13 protein-coding genes are annotated in these 17845 nt (G+C 39.6%); 10 read left to right on the top strand and 3 right to left on the bottom strand.

The window, feature by feature from the left end; genetic code table 11:
- Positions 1-7: 7 nt before the first annotated feature.
- On the bottom strand, positions 8-4351 hold the full coding sequence (locus ACT29I_RS20545) for a CusA/CzcA family heavy metal efflux RND transporter (RefSeq protein ID WP_430934789.1): 4344 nt from the start codon (positions 4349-4351) through the stop codon (positions 8-10).
- A gap of 378 nt (positions 4352-4729) precedes the next feature.
- On the opposite strand from ACT29I_RS20545, the gene ACT29I_RS20550 reads away from it, so the two are divergent.
- The 8 genes from ACT29I_RS20550 to ACT29I_RS20585 all read left to right on the top strand — a co-directional run bounded on the left by ACT29I_RS20550 (position 4730) and on the right by ACT29I_RS20585 (position 11952).
- The gene (locus ACT29I_RS20550) at positions 4730-6271 is read left to right on the top strand and encodes an acyl-CoA carboxylase subunit beta (protein WP_430934790.1); all 1542 of its coding nucleotides are present in this window, start codon (positions 4730-4732) and stop codon (positions 6269-6271) included.
- A 133-nt stretch (positions 6272-6404) separates the two neighbouring features.
- Positions 6405-7895, top strand: coding sequence for an acetyl-CoA carboxylase biotin carboxylase subunit (locus tag ACT29I_RS20555; protein WP_430934791.1), 1491 nt, complete (start codon positions 6405-6407; stop codon positions 7893-7895).
- 218 nt (positions 7896-8113) lie between these two features.
- Positions 8114-8635: an acetyl-CoA carboxylase biotin carboxyl carrier protein subunit gene (locus ACT29I_RS20560; RefSeq protein WP_430934792.1), complete on the top strand. Its 522-nt coding sequence runs from the start codon at positions 8114-8116 to the stop codon at positions 8633-8635.
- Positions 8636-8759: 124 nt separating this feature from the next.
- Positions 8760-9179, top strand: coding sequence for a hypothetical protein (locus tag ACT29I_RS20565; protein WP_430934793.1), 420 nt, complete (start codon positions 8760-8762; stop codon positions 9177-9179).
- A gap of 252 nt (positions 9180-9431) precedes the next feature.
- Complete coding sequence (locus tag ACT29I_RS20570; RefSeq protein WP_430934794.1) at positions 9432-10016, top strand: FKBP-type peptidyl-prolyl cis-trans isomerase; 585 nt, start codon at positions 9432-9434, stop codon at positions 10014-10016.
- 16 nt (positions 10017-10032) lie between these two features.
- Positions 10033-10839, top strand: coding sequence for an FKBP-type peptidyl-prolyl cis-trans isomerase (locus ACT29I_RS20575; protein ID WP_430934795.1), 807 nt, complete (start codon positions 10033-10035; stop codon positions 10837-10839).
- A 260-nt stretch (positions 10840-11099) separates the two neighbouring features.
- Positions 11100-11558: a peptidylprolyl isomerase gene (locus ACT29I_RS20580; protein ID WP_430934796.1), complete on the top strand. Its 459-nt coding sequence runs from the start codon at positions 11100-11102 to the stop codon at positions 11556-11558.
- A gap of 19 nt (positions 11559-11577) precedes the next feature.
- A complete protein-coding gene (locus ACT29I_RS20585) occupies positions 11578-11952 on the top strand; it encodes a DUF3127 domain-containing protein (protein ID WP_430934797.1) in 375 nt (124 codons plus the stop codon).
- Between the two features lie 239 nt (positions 11953-12191).
- Here ACT29I_RS20585 and ACT29I_RS20590 read toward each other — a convergent pair whose 3' ends face one another.
- A complete protein-coding gene (locus ACT29I_RS20590; RefSeq protein WP_430934798.1) occupies positions 12192-12878 on the bottom strand; it encodes a hypothetical protein in 687 nt (228 codons plus the stop codon).
- Between the two features lie 215 nt (positions 12879-13093).
- On the opposite strand from ACT29I_RS20590, the gene ACT29I_RS20595 reads away from it, so the two are divergent.
- Entirely contained in the window at positions 13094-13384 is a 291-nt protein-coding gene (locus ACT29I_RS20595; RefSeq protein WP_430934799.1) for a sigma factor, read from the top strand.
- Positions 13385-13991: 607 nt separating this feature from the next.
- Here the strand turns inward: ACT29I_RS20595 and ACT29I_RS20600 are convergent.
- Positions 13992-16085 (bottom strand): S9 family peptidase, encoded by a 2094-nt coding sequence (locus tag ACT29I_RS20600; RefSeq protein ID WP_444794312.1) that lies wholly within the window; start codon positions 16083-16085, stop codon positions 13992-13994.
- Positions 16086-16662: 577 nt separating this feature from the next.
- Between ACT29I_RS20600 and ACT29I_RS20605 the strand changes: the two genes are divergently transcribed.
- Complete coding sequence (locus tag ACT29I_RS20605) at positions 16663-17790, top strand: adenylate/guanylate cyclase domain-containing protein (RefSeq protein WP_430934801.1); 1128 nt, start codon at positions 16663-16665, stop codon at positions 17788-17790.
- The last annotated feature ends 55 nt before the right edge of the window (positions 17791-17845 follow it).

The raw sequence follows: 17845 nt of genomic DNA on the forward strand, positions 1-17845 counted from the left end.
GAGTTGTTTATTCGGATATGTACATTAATTCAGATGTGCAGCGGTTATACTGATAAAGGTTTTCTAAATAATCGATTTTTATTTTTAGGGCATTTTCATACCCGTTGATAAATTGATGAAAGCCGATTTGTCCCAACTGGTATGATTTTAAAGTGGTTCTGGTCAGTTCTTCTTGCAGCTCTTTTCCTGACGAAATATAATTGTCAATCAGGGTTTTGTGTTTTAACTGTTCGTTTTTCAACGCTTTCAAACGGGTTTTGAACGCAATGGATTTATATTCGTTTTGCAAATGTTGTGCGCTGCTGGCAAATTTAGCCGCTTTAATTTTGGCAGAGTGACTCCCATAAAATAAGGGCACGGCCACACCAATTTCAAAACCATGATAGTTTTTAGCGTTGTCGTAGCTATTGCTGCCTACAAAATAGTTGAGTGACAAATCGGGCAGTACCTTCTGTTTTTCTATTTCTATTAAGGCATTGGAATAATCGTTTTTGTACTGGTAAAACTGCTCTAGGTGAGATGTGGCTTGTGTGCCTTGTGGCGTTTCAATCATCTCTGGGAGATTGGAGATCTCAAAGTCATCCTGATAATTCATCAATGTTTTCAGGTTGCTGTATTCGCTCTGAATATCTAATTGGGTGCCATTTAGCAACGCCAAGATTTCATTGCGTTTGGCTTTTATGTTAAGCATCTCCAAATAACTGGCGTCTTCCTGTTTCAATCGTTTTTGTGTTTGCAGATGCAATTCATAAAACAGGCTATCCAGATCGTCATACACCAGTTTTTTATTGAGCAGCATTTGGTATTTATAGAATACATCGGCTATATTTCTTTTAAGCTCATTTTTTAGTAATTCTAATTCTAGCTCAGCAATTGAAATATTAATCTTACCGGCTTTTTTGTTTTTCAAATACAAAGTAGGAAAACTAATTTCCTGACCTATTGCCCATACGTTGAGTGGATGGTTGTTTTCTGCGATGTTATTTTCGTCCGTGCTATACGCAATACTGGTTTTGTTAATATCAAAAGAAGCTTTTTTCAAGCTTTTGCTTTGCTCAATATTTAAGGTATAAGCCTTTATTTTCTGATTGTTCTGCAGGGCAATATCAACAATCTGATTCAGGTCCAATTGCTTTTGTTGTGCTGTGCCTGTAACGCTGAAAAATGCGAATAAAAGAATGACAACGGTGCATTTGCTTCGTATCACCCTAAAAGGAAAAAGTTTAATAGCTGTTACATTGTAAAATATTTCAAACAATAAAGGCAAAGCGATCATAGTGAGCATGGTAGATGTGATAAGGCCTCCAATTACAACCGTGGCTAGGGGACGCTGTACTTCGGCTCCCGCACCTGTGGAAATGGCCATGGGCAGAAAACCCATGGCGGCAGCACCTGCCGTCAGCATCACAGGGCGTAATCGATCTTTGGTTCCTTTTATTATTAACTCCCGCATGGTGTGTTTTCCTTCTTTTTGCAGTTCTTTTAGGTGTTCTATCAATACTATTCCGTTTAAAACCGCAATACCAAACAATGCAATAAAGCCAACCCCCGCCGATACGCTGAAAGGCATGCCTCTAAGCCAGAGTAACAGTACACCACCAACTGCCGACAAGGGAATGGCCGTGTAAATCATAATGGCATCCTTGACCGACCGAAAAGCAAAATGAAGAAATATAAATATAAGCAACATCGCTACGGGAACAGCTAACATCAGTCGATTGGTAGCGTTTTTTAGGTTCTCAAATTGTCCCCCGTATTCAATGTAGTTGCCTGGTCTCATTCGTACGTTTTCGTCAATTTTGGTTTGGATATCTTCGATAACGGATTGCAAATCGCGGTTTCTGACATTGACACTGACTACCACACGCCGGTGCGTATTGTCCCGGGATATTTTGGCTGGGCCGGTTGTATATTTAATATCGGCCAATTCAGATAAGGGAACTTGGACTCCGTTGATGACCGGTACCTGTAGCTCGCGTATGTTGTTAATATCGGTTCTGCTGTTCTGGTTGAAACGCATCGCCATATCAAAGCGTTTTTCTCCTTCGAATACCACACCGCTTATTTTTCCTCCAAAAGCCGTGGATATATACGAATTCAAAGTATTTATATCTATGCCATAGTAGGCCATTTTATTTCGGTTGTAGCTTACTTTTATTTGCGGCAACCCGGTTGTTTTTTCAAGGATAATATCTCCCGCACCCGGAATGTCAGCTATCAAGTTTTTAATTTCAGCCGCTTTCGTATTGATATAATCCAAATCCTCACCGAACACTTTGATAGCGATATCGGATCTTACCCCCGTAATCAGTTCGTTAAAACGCATCTCTATGGGCTGGGTAAACTCGTATTCAATGCCCGGGATAATCTCTAAAGCTTCTTTGAATTTGTCGGCAAGTTCTTCCTTGTTTTCAGCATGAATCCACTCGTTTTTTGGTTGGAGTTTGATGATCATGTCAATTTCCTCTATCGACATAGGATCCGTTGGGACTTCGGCAGCCCCAATCCGCGAAACGATTTGATCGATCTCATCAGGAAAGGCTTTTATTAGTATTCCTTCCATTTTAGTGGTGGTTTCAACCGTTTTTGTTAGGGATGTCCCGGTTTTTAACACGGGCTGAATAACAAAGTCGCCTTCGTCCAGTGTTGGCACAAATTCTCCACCCATGTTGTAAAACAGCCCTCCGGTCAAAACCAATACAGCAACGGCTACCCCTAGCACAAGTCGTTTATTACGGCACGACCAATGCATAACGGGTGTATATGAGCGCTTAACCATTTCCATAAACTTATCGGAAAAATTGGGTTGTTCACTTTTCTGGGGGCGCAAAAATAACGAAGAGGCAACGGGCAACCAGGTTAAGCCCATGACCATGGCACCTATTATGGCAAATGAAAAGGCCAGCGCCATAGGCCGAAACATCTTGCCTTCAACGCCTGTAAGGGACAAGATTGGAATAAAAACAATAAGTATGATGACTTGACCGAAAATGGCTGAATTCATCATTTTGGACGAGCCTTCAAAAGATATTTTATCCATTAGGTTTTGTCGTTCCTCCCCTGAGCCATTGATAAGATCCTTTCTTTTGAGCGTGGTTTTAATAGCAATATATTCCACTATTATGACCGCTCCATCAATGATAATTCCAAAATCGAGTGCGCCCAGGCTCATCAGATTTGCATCCACCCCAAAAACATACATCATGGAGATGGTAAATAGGAGAGCAAGGGGTATCATAGAAGCTATGACCAAAGCAGAGCGCAAGTTCCCTAGCAATAAAAGTACCGTCAACATAACGATGATGGCACCCAGAATTAGGTTTTCGGCGACAGTGTTTGAGGTTTTCGAAATCAGTTCACTACGTTCTAATATTGGATTCACGAAGACACCTTCGGGCAGGTTCTTTTGAATTTCTGCTACCCTGGTTTTTACTTCGTTTATAACTTCTTTTGAGTTTGCATTCTTCAACATCATTATTTGGCCGAGCACGGTTTCGCCTTTTCCATTTGCGGTTATTGCTCCATAACGATTGGCATAACCAAAATTCACCTCTGCAACATCTTTCACCAGAACAGGAGTGCCTGAATTATTTTCTATTAATATATTTTCTATGTCGCTGAGCGACTTTACCAGCCCATCTCCACGGATGAAATAGCTCTGGTTGGTTTTTTCAATATAAGAACCTCCGGTAATGTTATTGTTGTTTTCCAGAGCTACAAATATTTGCATCAGGGTAATGCCCATGCTTTTTAATTTGAACGGATCAATAGCCACTTCGTATTGTTTCAAAAAGCCGCCCCAGCTGTTAATCTCTACCACGCCATTTATTCCGGATAGCCGGCGCTTTATCACCCAATCCTGAATGGTTCTTAATTCCATGGCTGTATATCTGCCCTCGTATCCGGGTTTAACATCAACGATATATTGGTAAATTTCGCCCAGGCCGGTGGATATGGGGCCCATTTCGGGAGTGCCGTAGGCTTCAGGAATATTGGCGGAGGCGCTTTTAATTTTTTCAGCAATGAGCTGTCTTGGCAAATAGGTGCCAAGATTTTCTTCAAACACCACCGTCACCACCGAAATGCCAAATTTGGAAATCGACCGGATTTCTATAACTCCGGGTAAGTTTGCCATCTCCATTTCTACCGGAGCCGTGATAAACTGCTCAATTTCCTGGGTGGAGAGATTTCCTGATGTTGTGATTACCTGTACCTGGTTGTTGGTGATGTCAGGTACGGTTCCTACCGGTATTTTAAAAATGGCATGTACACCAAAGAGCACAATGGATATCGTAAAAAGAATGACGATGAGCTTATGCTTTACACTGAAATTAATTATTTTTTCAAGCATAGTAATGTTGTCCGGGTTATACTTTTAGCATATCTGTCTGTATCAACGGTATCAAACTATTGAACAATACGTTTATGAATCTGAAAATTTAGCGATAATTTTAGTTTTTTGCAAATCGCAAAACATAGGACATGAACAAATAGTTCAAATAGTAAAATTATGCTTTACAGCAGATATGTATGTTTTTTGTTTAGGAAATCTTACTATTTTGCCAACGAAATTGGGGATAAACAATTAAGAATGGTTTGGTGTTACTTGTACATCGAACAAACCAAATACGCGAAAAATAATTATTATTTAACGAATTACTTGATTAACTTCGGTTACTGAAAACATTTTCGGTAGCCACCAATACAACTATCAACTAAGTATATACCTATGAACGACAATAGGATTCCATTTAAGAAGTTTCATTTACGAAACGAAAGCCTTCAAAGCCAGTACGATGAAACTTATTTTTCGAAACAACATGCCAAGGGAAAACTGACTGCCAGAGAGAGAATTGAATTTTTAATGGACGAGGGCAGTTTTCGTGAAATAGATGCTTTTGTAAAGCCATTGGGAAACGAAAGTGAAAAAAAATATGGCGATGGCGTTATAGTAGGAAACGGAACCATCAATGGCCGAAAAGTATTTTTGTTTGCCCAGGATTTCACTTTTATGGGTGGTTCTTTAGGAAGTGTTCATGCCCGTAAAATTCAAAAAGTACAGGAAATGTCGCTAAAAATGGGACATCCCATTATTGGCCTGATAGATTCCGGGGGTGCCCGAATACAGGAAGGAGTGGCCAGTTTAGCCGGATATGCCGGTATTTTTATGCAGAATGTTAAGAGCTCCGGTGTAATTCCGCAGATATCTGTAATACTGGGACCCGCAGCAGGTGGAGCGGTGTATTCCCCTGCGCTCACTGATTTTCGTTTTATGACCAAGGATACCTCGTATATGTTTGTTACAGGCCCCGAGGTTGTTAAGGAGGTGTTAAACGAAGATGTTACTTTCGAAGATCTGGGAGGTGCAGAAGTACATGCCACGGAAAGTGGCGTGGCCGATATGATTTTTTCCGATGAGGAGCATACGCTGATGGGTGTTAAAAAACTTTTGAGTTATCTGCCATCCAACAATGTGGAGCATCCGCCGGTAAATCGCGACGAGGATATTGAACCGGGTAAACCTGAAAAACTCTCTTTGTTATTGCCTGATGATGCGAACAAACCGTATGATGTGGTGGATGTAATTCGTTTGATTGTGGATAAAGGATCGTTTTTTGAGATTGCGGAAAAACACGCCCAAAATATTGTAATAGGACTTGCCCGGCTGAACAACCATGTAATTGGCTTGGTGGCCAATCAACCCAAAGTAATGGCAGGATGTTTAGACATCAATGCATCTAAAAAGGCTGCACGTTTTGTGCGTTTTTGCGACTCGTTTAATATCCCTGTACTGGTATTGGAAGATGTTCCAGGATTTATGCCAGGTAAAAGTCAGGAACAAAATGCGATTATTATGCACGGCGCCAAATTGTTGTATGCTTTTGCAGAGGCTACGGTACCTAAAGTTACGGTAATTTTGCGAAAAGCATTTGGTGGGGCTTATATTGTAATGAACAGCAAAAATATGGGAGGAGACTTCAATTTTGCATGGCCAACAGCTGAAGTAGCTGTTATGGGACCCGAAGGTGCCGTAAAAATATTGAACAGGAAGGAACTGGCAAGTGCCAAAGATCCCGAAGAGTTGAAACGCAAGTTGATTGCCGATTACAAAGAAAACGTGGCCAATCCGTATGTGGCCGATGAAAAAGGGTATATCGACGAGGTAATAGATCCTTCGGAAACCAGGGCAGTAATTATTAACGCGTTTGCTTTACTCGAAAACAAAGTTGAACAAAACCCGGCACGTAAACACGGGAATATACCGCTTTAGATAATAGATATGTAGATGAACTGCATTTGGTTTCAGAACTATTATCGGTACTTAAAACAATTAAAATTAACAGACTTGAGCATTGTAAAGAGCCTATTATCTCTTATCTTCCAGTCTCTTATCTAATAAAATCATGAAAATTAATTCAATTTTAATTGCCAATCGTGGCGAAATAGCTATTCGAATTGCCCGAACAGCTAAAAGTATGGGTATTAAAACCTATATGTTTATGTCGCACCACGAACCTAATGCATTGCATCTCGATCATGCCGATGAGGTGATTGATGTATCTGACAATACCTTTATAAATGTTTATACAAACATCGATAAATTAATAGAAACAGCATTAGAATATAAAATTGACGCTATACACCCCGGATATGGGTTTCTTTCAGAAAATCCATTTTTGCCCCGGGAATGCGAACGTAACCAAATAATTTTTATTGGGCCTTCTTCAAAAGCCATTAGCAAAATGGGTAACAAGGGTATGGCACGGGATATGGCGGTTAAGAACAAAATCCCTGTGCTGCAGGGTAGTAAGGGCGTAATTACTACTTTGGAAGAGGCGGAGGAAACCGCTAAAAGTATTGGGTATCCAATAATTCTTAAAGCCGTTGCCGGAGGTGGGGGTAAAGGGATGCGTGTGGTGCGCAAAAAAACAGAGCTCCCGTTAATGTTTAAGCTGGCTACCAATGAGGCCAGGTCGCTTTTCGATAACGATTCTATGTTGATTGAGAAGTATGTGGAGAATCCTCGCCATGTTGAGTTTCAGGTACTGGCCGACAAGCATGGTAATATTATTCATTTGTACGAAAGAGAATGCAGTATTCAGCGCAAACACCAAAAGCTGTTGGAAGAAGCACCATCCGCAGCACTGACCGAAGAGCTTCGACAGAAGATTGGTGCCGATGCGGTGAAGATATGTAAAGCCACCAAATATTATAGTGCGGGTACGGTTGAGTTTCTTTTGGATGATGAGCTGAATCATTATTTTATGGAGATGAATACCCGGGTTCAGGTAGAACATCCAATCACAGAGGAAATTACCGGTGTGGACATCATCGAACAGCAAATTAAAGTTGCACAGGACGAAAAGTTATCGTTAAAACAGGAAGATATTCAAATTAACGGATGGGCGATAGAACTGCGGGTGAATGCAGAAGATGTACAAGCGGGTTTTGCCCCATCTACCGGACTGATTGAACATATGGAAGTACCTAACAAGAAATACTTACGCTGTGATTCCGGTTATCAAACCGGTAAAGTGGTGGTTTCTAGTTTTGATTCGCTGGTGGCAAAACTAATCATTACCGGGAAAACAAGGAACGAGGCGATCAAGAATTCCCGTTTGGTTTTAAATGACACCATCATTAAAGGAGTTAAGACTACCCTTCCGTTTTTTAAGCAGGTAATGCAAACCCCTTCTTTTGTAAAGGGAAAATATACCACTTCATTTATTGAAAAAGATTTGGAACAGAGTTACTACCAGGAGGATAATGAGATTGTTGCCGCTGCCGCCTTAGCCATGGAAGCCTATTTAAACGAGCAGGCTAAAATTAATTCCGGCGAGCTGGACGATAAGCAAGTGTCTGCCTGGGCCATGAGTAAAAAAATTAAAGGATAGTTTTTAATTGTGAATCGGTAGCCAAATACAGCATTATTCTCGTTTTTTTTAAAAAAAACTGACATTTACAAAAGTAAACTCCTTTTTTTAATATCGAAAGTCTTGTATTTTGACTCCCGCTTACATGAAAAACGCTTTTCTAATTTATTTTTAACACAGTGTATTGTGTTCGTTATCTTGGTATTTAACACCTATGTCTTGACACTAAAAACAATTATATGAAACTGATACATCATACAAAAAATTATACACTAACTGGTGATAAGAAAGTAAACATACAGGTTAGAGATAATAAGTTACATAAAATAAATAACCGCAGAGCAGATATCGAAATTGAAGACATTGAAAACGATGAGTTTTTGATTAAGATAAATGACAAAACACACGTAGGGGAGGTGCTAGACCTGAAGCAAAACGAGGTTTCTGTGATGATCAATGGTAATACCTATCACTTCACTATCGACACAGAGCTTGCCAGCAGAAGGAAACAAAAATTGGCAAAAGATTCGGGTAAAAAAGTTTCAAAAGTAAATGCACCATTGCCAGGCGAGATTGTGGCTGTGCTTATGAGCGAAGGCCATGAAGTGCATAAAGGTGAACCTGTGTTGATTTTAGAGGCCATGAAAATGCAAAACGAAATTACCAGTCCGGTGAATGGAAAAATAAAAAACATACACGTTAAGGCCGAAGAAACTGTTATGAAGGACCAGATTTTATTTGAGGTTGATCCGGGTAAGTAATGCAATCAACAGTCAGCAGTCAGCAGTCAATCACACTGTGGACTGTAGACTGTGAACTGATAACTATTTTTAAACAATTCTTCTCAATCATGGTTTGAATATCTAAACATATAAAAATACGACCATGAGAAATCCAATGTTAATTATACACCTATTATCTGTAGCGACTTTTGTTGGTGCTGCACTTTCGGCCTTTGTTTTAAGTAGGGTAGCCAGTAAATTCGATTCGGAAGGAAAATTAAAAGTAAACACCGCCTTGCTCTCTTTGAATTATTTAGGAAAAACAGGTTTAACACTTCTTATAATAACAGGCGGCTATTTAATGACCCCGTATTGGGCGGCTTTAGGAGCAATGCCTTTGTTGGTGGCTAAATTAGCCATTGTAGTGATATTGCTTGTCGTTTTGGTGTTACTCAGTATTAAAGCTAAAAAGGCCAAAAAAAATCCAACAGAAGGCAGTTTCGCAGCAGTTAGTAAAATTAATACTTTAAATCTTATTTTAGGTGTTGTTGTAATTGTTCTTGCGGTTTTAGTGTTTGGTTAAAATTAGGACTTCGACCCAATGGAGAAGGTCTTCGTTGGGTTTTGTTTTATTAAAGCGGTGACCGCATCTTTGGCGGTACAATTAAACTTTGTTCGCCTCTATTCTTTGCGCTCAGCCACCTGATCTCCTCCCTCATTCTCCTCCCTTGTGGTATGAATTGTTAATCCTAGGTTAAAGATTTTTGTCCTGTTTGTTTTCCATCTGCTAAAAGCCTATATTCGCCACCGTTAAAAATAATAGGAACAAAGATAAATGGAAAAGTTAAGTTATTCGTTAGGACTAAGCATTGCCGGAAACCTTCAAAAGTCGGGTGTTGCTGAATTGGAATATGAATCGTTTGCAAGAGGGGTGAAGCACCAACTTGAAGCCACAAAACCGGAAATTGCTCCTGAAGAGGCTAATCAAATTATCAATGAATTTTTTACGGCATTGCAAAGCAAGCAGTTTGAAGCAAACATAAAAGCAGGACAGGATTTCTTGGCGGAAAATGCTAAGAGGGAAGGTGTTGTTACATTGGAAAGTGGATTGCAGTACGAGGTTGTAACTGAAGGGGACGGTGCTAAACCAGCTGCCACCGATCAAGTAAAATGTCATTACCATGGTACTTTAATCGATGGCAAAGTATTCGATAGTTCGGTTCAGCGAGGTGAGCCTGCTGTATTCCCTGTAAACGGAGTTATTGCCGGATGGGTTGAAGCGTTACAGTTAATGCCCCTGGGTTCAAAGTGGAAGCTTTATGTGCCATCGAACCTGGCTTATGGTGAGCAGGGAGCTGGACAGGATATTGGCCCGCATACCACTTTGGTATTTGAGGTAGAATTATTAGAAATTGTTTAATCATACACAATAAACCATGCAAATAAAGAATTTTATTTTAGGTCTTGGTGCAGCAGCTGTTATGGCTGTTTCCTGTACGCAAGCGCCAAGTGTAAAGAAAATTGAACTTAAAAACGAGACGGATAGTATTAGCTATGCATTAGGTTACTTAAATGCGTCACAAATGAGTCAGCAAGTTAAAGGGCCTTTCGATTCAATCGACACCAAAGCAATGGCAGCCGCTTTTGTAAATGCAGAGTTCTCTCAGCAAATGAAAGATGGTTTGGGTCAGAGTTTCGACAGTATTTCCTGGGATGTGATGAAAGCAGGTTTTATTAACACTTTAGTAGGTGAAGATGAAGCAGCTTTTGATCAACAGACTGCGAATACTTTTCTTCAAACGGCATTTCAAGCTGCTCAAGATCGTAAGAACCTGATGCCGGGAATGCCTGCATTCGAAAATAAAAAAGCAGGAGCGGAGTTTTTAGCTCAAAACGGAAAAAAAGATGGTGTTGTTACCACAGCCAGTGGTTTACAGTACGAGGTGATGAAAGCGGGTAAAGGTGTTAAGCCTACTACTACCGATAAAGTAAAAGTGCATTATCACGGTACTTTGTTGGATGGAACTGTTTTTGATAGTTCAGTGGATAGAGGAGAGCCTACTTCCTTTGGAGTTACACAGGTTATTCCGGGTTGGACAGAAGCATTACAGTTAATGCCTGTAGGATCGAAGTATAAGCTTTATATCCCGGGAGATTTAGCTTACGGCTCAAGAGGCCAAGGCCAGATAGGACCAAATCAACTTTTGGTATTCGAGGTTGAGCTATTGGATATCGAAAAATAGTAGGTGTCCATTAAAATATTACCTGCCTGGAGACAGATAGGGATTTTCTAAAGAGGGCTTAGTCCCTCTTTTTTTATGGGCCCAAACGAACTTCATATAGGAGATGGGTTTGTAAAAAGATGATAGTTCGGATAAACGGCAGGTCTGCTTGAAAAGTATGCATCACTTATTTCAAAATCTCAAATCTCTTATCTTTAACATTTGAACTTGCTACTTTATATTGTACCTTTGTTCTTCTTAAAAATTAAACCGTTTGCAAGATGATTAAAGCAGAAATACATACCGAAAAAGGTGTTATGAAGGTGGATTTATACGAAAAGGAAACACCAAAGACAGTTGAGAACTTTGTGAAGTTGGCCAAGGAAGGGTTTTATGACGGGTTGGCTTTTCACCGTGTTATTCCTGATTTTGTGATTCAGGGAGGATGCCCCCATTCAAAAGATATGAGCAGCCCAAGGGTTGGAATGGGTGGTCCCGGATATAATATTGACTGCGAAACCGACGCAGACAGGCAATATCACGATAGAGGTGTTCTTTCAATGGCGCATGCAGGTAAAAATACCGGGGGATCACAATTCTTTGTTTGCCATAGCCGCAATAATACGGCTCACCTGGATGGAAACCATACTTGTTTTGGGATCGTGACGGAAGGATTGGATGTGGTGGATGCCATAGAGGCAGGAGACGGAATTGAGACAATTAAGATTATTGAAGAATAACCATTTACAAGCTGGATAGATGAATTTTGAATTAGTAGGAAATTTGATTGTAAAGGATAATGAGCAAACTATTAGTGCATCCTTTAAAAAGAGAGAATTTGTAATTGAGGTGATGAACGAGCGCAACTCGGATTGGAACGATTATATCAAGTTCCAATTGACACAAGACAGATGTGCCCAACTTGATCCTTTTAACTTAGGAGATCCGATCAAGGTGTCTTTTAATATTCGTGGTCGTAAGTGGGAAAAGGATGGGAAAGTAAATTACTTTTCTAACCTGGAAGCTTGGAGATTGGAGAGCGTTCAGGCAACGGCTGAGCCCGGTACACCCCCACCGCCTTTTACCGAAGCGGAAGTGCCACCGGCGGGAGATAAAGAAGATTTGCCGTTTTAACCGTGCGACGGCATTAAATAACTTAGATACTCGGAGTGCGACTTGGAGTCGTGCCCCGAGTTTTTTTGGCTTAAATCTCAACCCGCTAATCTATACCGGTTATTATTGCATGTTCTTGTGAACCTCAATTCGTTCTCCATCGCATGGAGGGCTGTGCGACATGTAAATTGTTATTCGTTCTCCATCGCATGGAGGGCTGTGCGACATGTAAATTATTAATCGTTCTCCATCGCATGGAACTAGTCGTTAAAGACGAATATGCCGTAACCTCCCGGATCCTGTAGTACAATATTGTCGGCAATACCCGCCCGGTTAAATGCAGTTATTTCTTCTTTAATCGGAATATTAACCTCACGTATTTTCGCAATATTCTCAAGATTCTTTCCATCGTTAAAAAAGGTCATTGAAGGATTAGTAAACGAATGGGGACAACTTAAAGGCAACATAAAACTAACGGCAAAACCATCGGGGTTAGCCAATACAATCCAGCCATGTTCGGCAGTTCCGCTCACCTGTACAAAGCCTAATTTATTCCAAAAAGCATGTGAAATGTCGAAGGAGGTTGTTTCTACGCTAATACCCATAAATTTTCCGAGGTGACTAGGTGATTGTTGTTTGTCTAATTTGATATCTAAATCATTTCCTTCTATTAAATAAATCCATATTCCATTGTTATCCCTGACTAAATAACCATTATCAATGGGAAATGACGGATAGGTGTCAGTGAGCGATTGGACTTCTTTTTCCCAACTATCCTGAATGATTTTAATTCCTGTCCTGGCATACTTATCAGTATTGATTTCAATAAGAAATTTCCCGTCGGATAAAATATTAGGTTTTTCCAGTAGGGTAATAAAATTCAGTTTTTTGTAAAAATCAAGACTGGCCTCCAGGTGAACGATGGGTGAAAGTACAAGCGTTTGCATGACGAAAGATTTTATTAAAAAGGAAAGAGAATAGAAAAAGTTCAATGGGTTTTTAATGCGTTTGAGAAGGTTGTAACAAGTTAATTAAATATAATGCCGATCGACTTCTAATGGCGCAAAACGGGAGTATCATGAGTTATGCGGTATTTTTGAAGCAAACCGGTATTGTTTTGCGTCTTTTCTGTATCTTTTCGTCTATTTTAATAAAACTAAAAATGATAACAAAAAAGATATGGGATAACTTTAGTTTGCAATTACTTGGGTTTATTAAAAGCAGGGTTCACAATAATGTGGTTGCGGAAGATATTTTGCAAGATGTATTTATAAAAATCCACCTGAAAAAAGATTTATTAAAAGAAAACGACAAGATTACAAGTTGGGTGTATCAAATTACCCGTAATTCCATTATTGATTACTATCGAAAAGTAAAACCGGAAAAATCGGAGATAGACAGCAACATCATAATGCAAGAGGATAACGAAAATACCCCGGATTTTTCGGTTTGATTAAGGCCATTCGTTCATCAGCTGCCTGAGAATTATAAAGATGTTCTTGATAAAACAGCCTTTGGCGATATGTCGCAAAAAGATTATGTTCAATTAATGAACATATCGCATTCCGGGGCTAAGTCGAGCGTGCAGAGAGTCCGGCAAAAACTGAAGGATTTGTTTTTGGAATGTTGTCCTGTGGTTCAAGCTGATAAATATGGAGATATAATTTCGATAGAAAAAAAGAACTGTAAGTGTTAAATTTTGCGTCCTTTTATGGAGGGCACGTCTATTTAAGTGACCATAGAATTATCATCTAAAAAAATGAAAATGAGCGAAAAAGAAAAATGTTGTAATAATGAAGAATGCAACTGCAACTGCAACTGCAACTGCAACTGCAACTGCGATTGCAAGGGGAGCATAAAACGTACATGCGAATGCGAAGATTATACGGATGGCAAATGTAAGTGTGATTGTTGTTAATGTACAATTGTAGCCAGCGTTTCTGCCGGGAAACTAAACTAAAAATGGCTTTAGCAGTGACTTTTCCATCATTGCTATAGCCATTTCATTTTCGGGTAGTCATCATCTGTTTAGACGATACAATTTGCCCTGTTTCCCGGATCTATTCGGTAATTCCTTCCAGCATAAACATAAAGCTGTATTCGAGTGCGGTCTCGCGATATCGTTTAAAACGACCCGATGCGCCGCCATGTCCGGCTTCCATATTGGTATGCATTATCAAAAGGTTATTATCTGTTTTTGTGTCTCTTAATTTGGCCAACCATTTTGCGGGCTCCCAATACTGAACCTGTGAATCGAATAAGCCAGTTGTGATCAACATGTTCGGGTATTCCTGGGCCTTAACATTATCGTATGGGGAATATTTCAGCATATAATCATAGGCTTCCTTGTTTTTAGGATTGCCCCACTCGTCAAACTCATTGGTGGTTAGCGGAATGGTTTCGTCCAGCATCGTGCTGATCACATCCACAAACGGCACGGCCGCAATAACACCATTGTATAATTGGGGTTCCATGTTAACAATGGCTCCCATCAGCAATCCTCCGGCGCTTCCTCCCATAGCATACAGATGATCGGGCGAGGTGTATTTTTTCTCGATCAAGAATTTGCTGCAGTCAATATAATCGTTAAAAGTATTTATCTTTTTCATCATTTTACCGTCTTCATACCATTGACGACCCATGGATTGTCCGCCTCTGATATGGGCAATGGCAAAAACAAACCCTCTGTCAAGCAAGCTCAAGCGGGTGGAACTAAAACCCGGATCCATTGTCGCGCCATACGAACCATAAGCATACAATAATAAAGGAGCTGTCCCATCTAGCTTGGTTCCTTTTTTATATACGATGGAAATAGGCACTTGCACTCCATCGCGAGCGTGAGCCCATTGCCTTTCCGTATGATAATTTTCGGGGGTGTGACCACCCACCACCTCACTTACCTTCTTTACGTCCTTGGTTTTTGAATTCATGTTGTAATCGATGGTTGAATATGGGGTGGTCATGGAACTATAGCTATACCTCAAAATCTCAGTGTCGAATTCCGGATTTGTGGTGGTGCCTGCAACATATACCTCTTCACCAAATTCCAGATAATGCTGCTCTTTCGTTTTTTGGTTGATGATTCTGAGGTGGTTTAAGGCGTTTTTACGTTCGCTGAGCACCAAATGGTTTTTAAAGATATCGATGCCTTCCAACAGCACGTCTTTACGATGTGGAATTACCTCTTTCCAGTTGCTTATATCAGTAGCATCTTCTGTAGTTTCCATCAGCCTGAAGTTTTGGGCCTTGTGATTGGTGACAATAAAAAACTTGTCTTCAAAGTGGCTTATCGAATATTCATGTTCCGTTCCTCTAGGCGTAAACTGTTTAAATTCTCCGGTAGGGTGGTTGGCATTCAAAATATGATAATCGCTCACCAATGTGCTGCTTTCACCAATGATGATGTACTTGTCCGACTTTGATTTGGTAACACTGATGTAAAAGGACGGATCCTTTTCGTGATATACCATGACGTCTTTTGAAATATCGTTGCCCAGCTTATGCCGCCATATTTTCTCGCTTAAAAGAGAAACCTTGTTTTTTGTGGTATAAAAGAAAGTCTGGTTGTCGTTGGCCCAGGCACCGCCGGCAGAAACGTTTGGTATTTCATCTTTGATGATGTCTCCGGTATCCAGGTTTTTAAAACGAATGGAATAAATCCTTCGACTTACCTTATCCTCGGTAAAAGCCAGCAGTTTATTATCCAAAGAAACGGTTAAGCTTCCAATGGCATAGTATTCATGACCTTCTGCCAATTCGTTGACGTTTAAAAAAATATTCTCAGGATTATCCAATGAATCTTTTTTTCTACAGAAGATGGGGTATTCCCTGCCTTCTTCGTATCGAACGTAATACCAATACCCGTTAGAAAAGTAGGGCACTGATTCATCGTCCTTTTTAATACGACCCACAATTTCATGGAACAGGTTTTCTTGTAGTTGTTTGGTGTTTTGCATTACCGTATCGGTATATGCGTTTTCTGCATTTAGGTAGTCAAGCACTTTTTGAGTCTGCTCATCCGGACTTTGTGCATTTTTTTGTTCGTCGGTCAATCGCATCCAAAAATAAGGATCTATCCGGGTGTGGTTGTGAAAAGTAATGGCGGAGTCCTTTTTTTCTGCCATCGGAGCTTGAGGAAGTTGGTGGGGTATCATTGATTTCTTTTTTGAACAGCCCAAAGCAAATAGTGAGGCTGAAAGCCATAATAAAAATAGTCTATACATAATATGAATGATGATTTGGTGTATTAAGTAAAGATATTTCCTTTTTAGAAATAATCAATACATGCATTGAATATGAACAATAGAATTATGAGCTACAGATAATGATTAATTGTGACGATTATTGGATTTTTTTATGAAAAAAACATGAAAATAATTTGGAGTTAATACAAATTACAGTATATTTGTATTAACTCATAGTTTAGGGTTAGGTTTGGTTAAAGATTGAGGGCCGCTGTCAGAACGTTGACAGCGGTTCTTTTTTTTACTAAAAGGTAATATGCATGTTTTTAAAGAATTGTGAATTATTTATGATTTTAATAGAAAAAAAAGTTAAAAATAATTTGTAAATAACAATACAGTAGCTATATTTGTAGCACTCATAGTTTAGGGTTAGGTTTGGTTAAAGATTGAAGGCCGCTGTCACAACGTTTGACAGCGGCTTTCTTGTTTTTAACATTCTACAATAAAAACTTTATGGCACTTGTGTTTCATTGTAAATGATGCTGTTATGGACTGGACACCGGTTTTAAGATCTAAATACTCCTCCTCAAAATTAAAATATCATTTATCGTATTTGTTATTGACGTTGGCCTATTGGAATGTTGTGATCCGAATCGCTATTTTTATCCGGGTGTTAGGTACTAAAAGTGGTAATATTCGCGATATAATGTCGAGGGGAATGGAGTTTGTAGCCGATGAAGTTTTACTGTCTTCGGTGGTGGTTTCCATTTTTGCGGTTTTGAGTTGGTATGTGCGTAATTTCTTGTATCCCGTTTTAGTCCGTAAATACCATATCAGGCGTTTGGCAGTCATTGTCATTTTTATGGATACAATTGTTTTTTTGGCTTTTGCTATTATGCTTGGCTTTGCGCATTACATGGTAGATATGCAGTTGTCAGTGGCTGAAGCTTTTAATGCTTTAGGGCGTTTTTTATTTAATCCAACTATTCTTTTCTTTTTGATTGTGTTGTCCATAGGTAGCTATGTTAATCAATTGTTGCACACTTTGTTTCATCAAATTGGTTTTGCCAAGCTGGGAAGGGTAATGATGGGCTATTATCAAAAGCCCAGAGAGGAAAACTTAATTTTTATTTTTCTGGACTTAAGGTCTTCCACCACTTTTGCCGAAAAACTTGGACATGAGGAGTATAGCGATTTTATTCAGGATTGTTTCAGAATATTATCTGACCCATTGCTGTTGACTTATGGCAGAGTTTATCAATATGTTGGCGACGAAGTTGTGGTCACGTGGAATGCCAATAAAATAGAAAATTTTAACAAAGCGGTTGATTTCTTTTTTTTATATAAAGATGAGCTGGAAAAACATAGAAATCATTTTGAGCAAAAATATGGACTGATGCCAATTTTTACCGCTTCCATCAATTCGGGAAGGGTAATGGCAGCTGAAGTTGGTGAAATAAAAAGTGAACTTGCCTTTCATGGGGATGTGTTAAACACGGCGGCACGCATCCAGAAACAATGTAAGAAATATGGTAAGGAGATAATCGTAACAAAGAGTTTCGCTGAAAACATTAGCATAAAACCCAATGGATATCAGGTAACCTTTATAGAACGTGCAAAACTGTCGGGTAAAGCAAAGGACGTGGATCTATACGATGTGAGTTTGCAAAGTTAAAGTGGAGCTTAATGGAGTCGTGTAATTTAAATATGCTTGTTATTACATAGGATTT

The organism is Saccharicrinis sp. GN24d3 (assembly GCF_052400645.1).
GTDB lineage: Bacteria > Bacteroidota > Bacteroidia > Bacteroidales > Marinilabiliaceae > Saccharicrinis.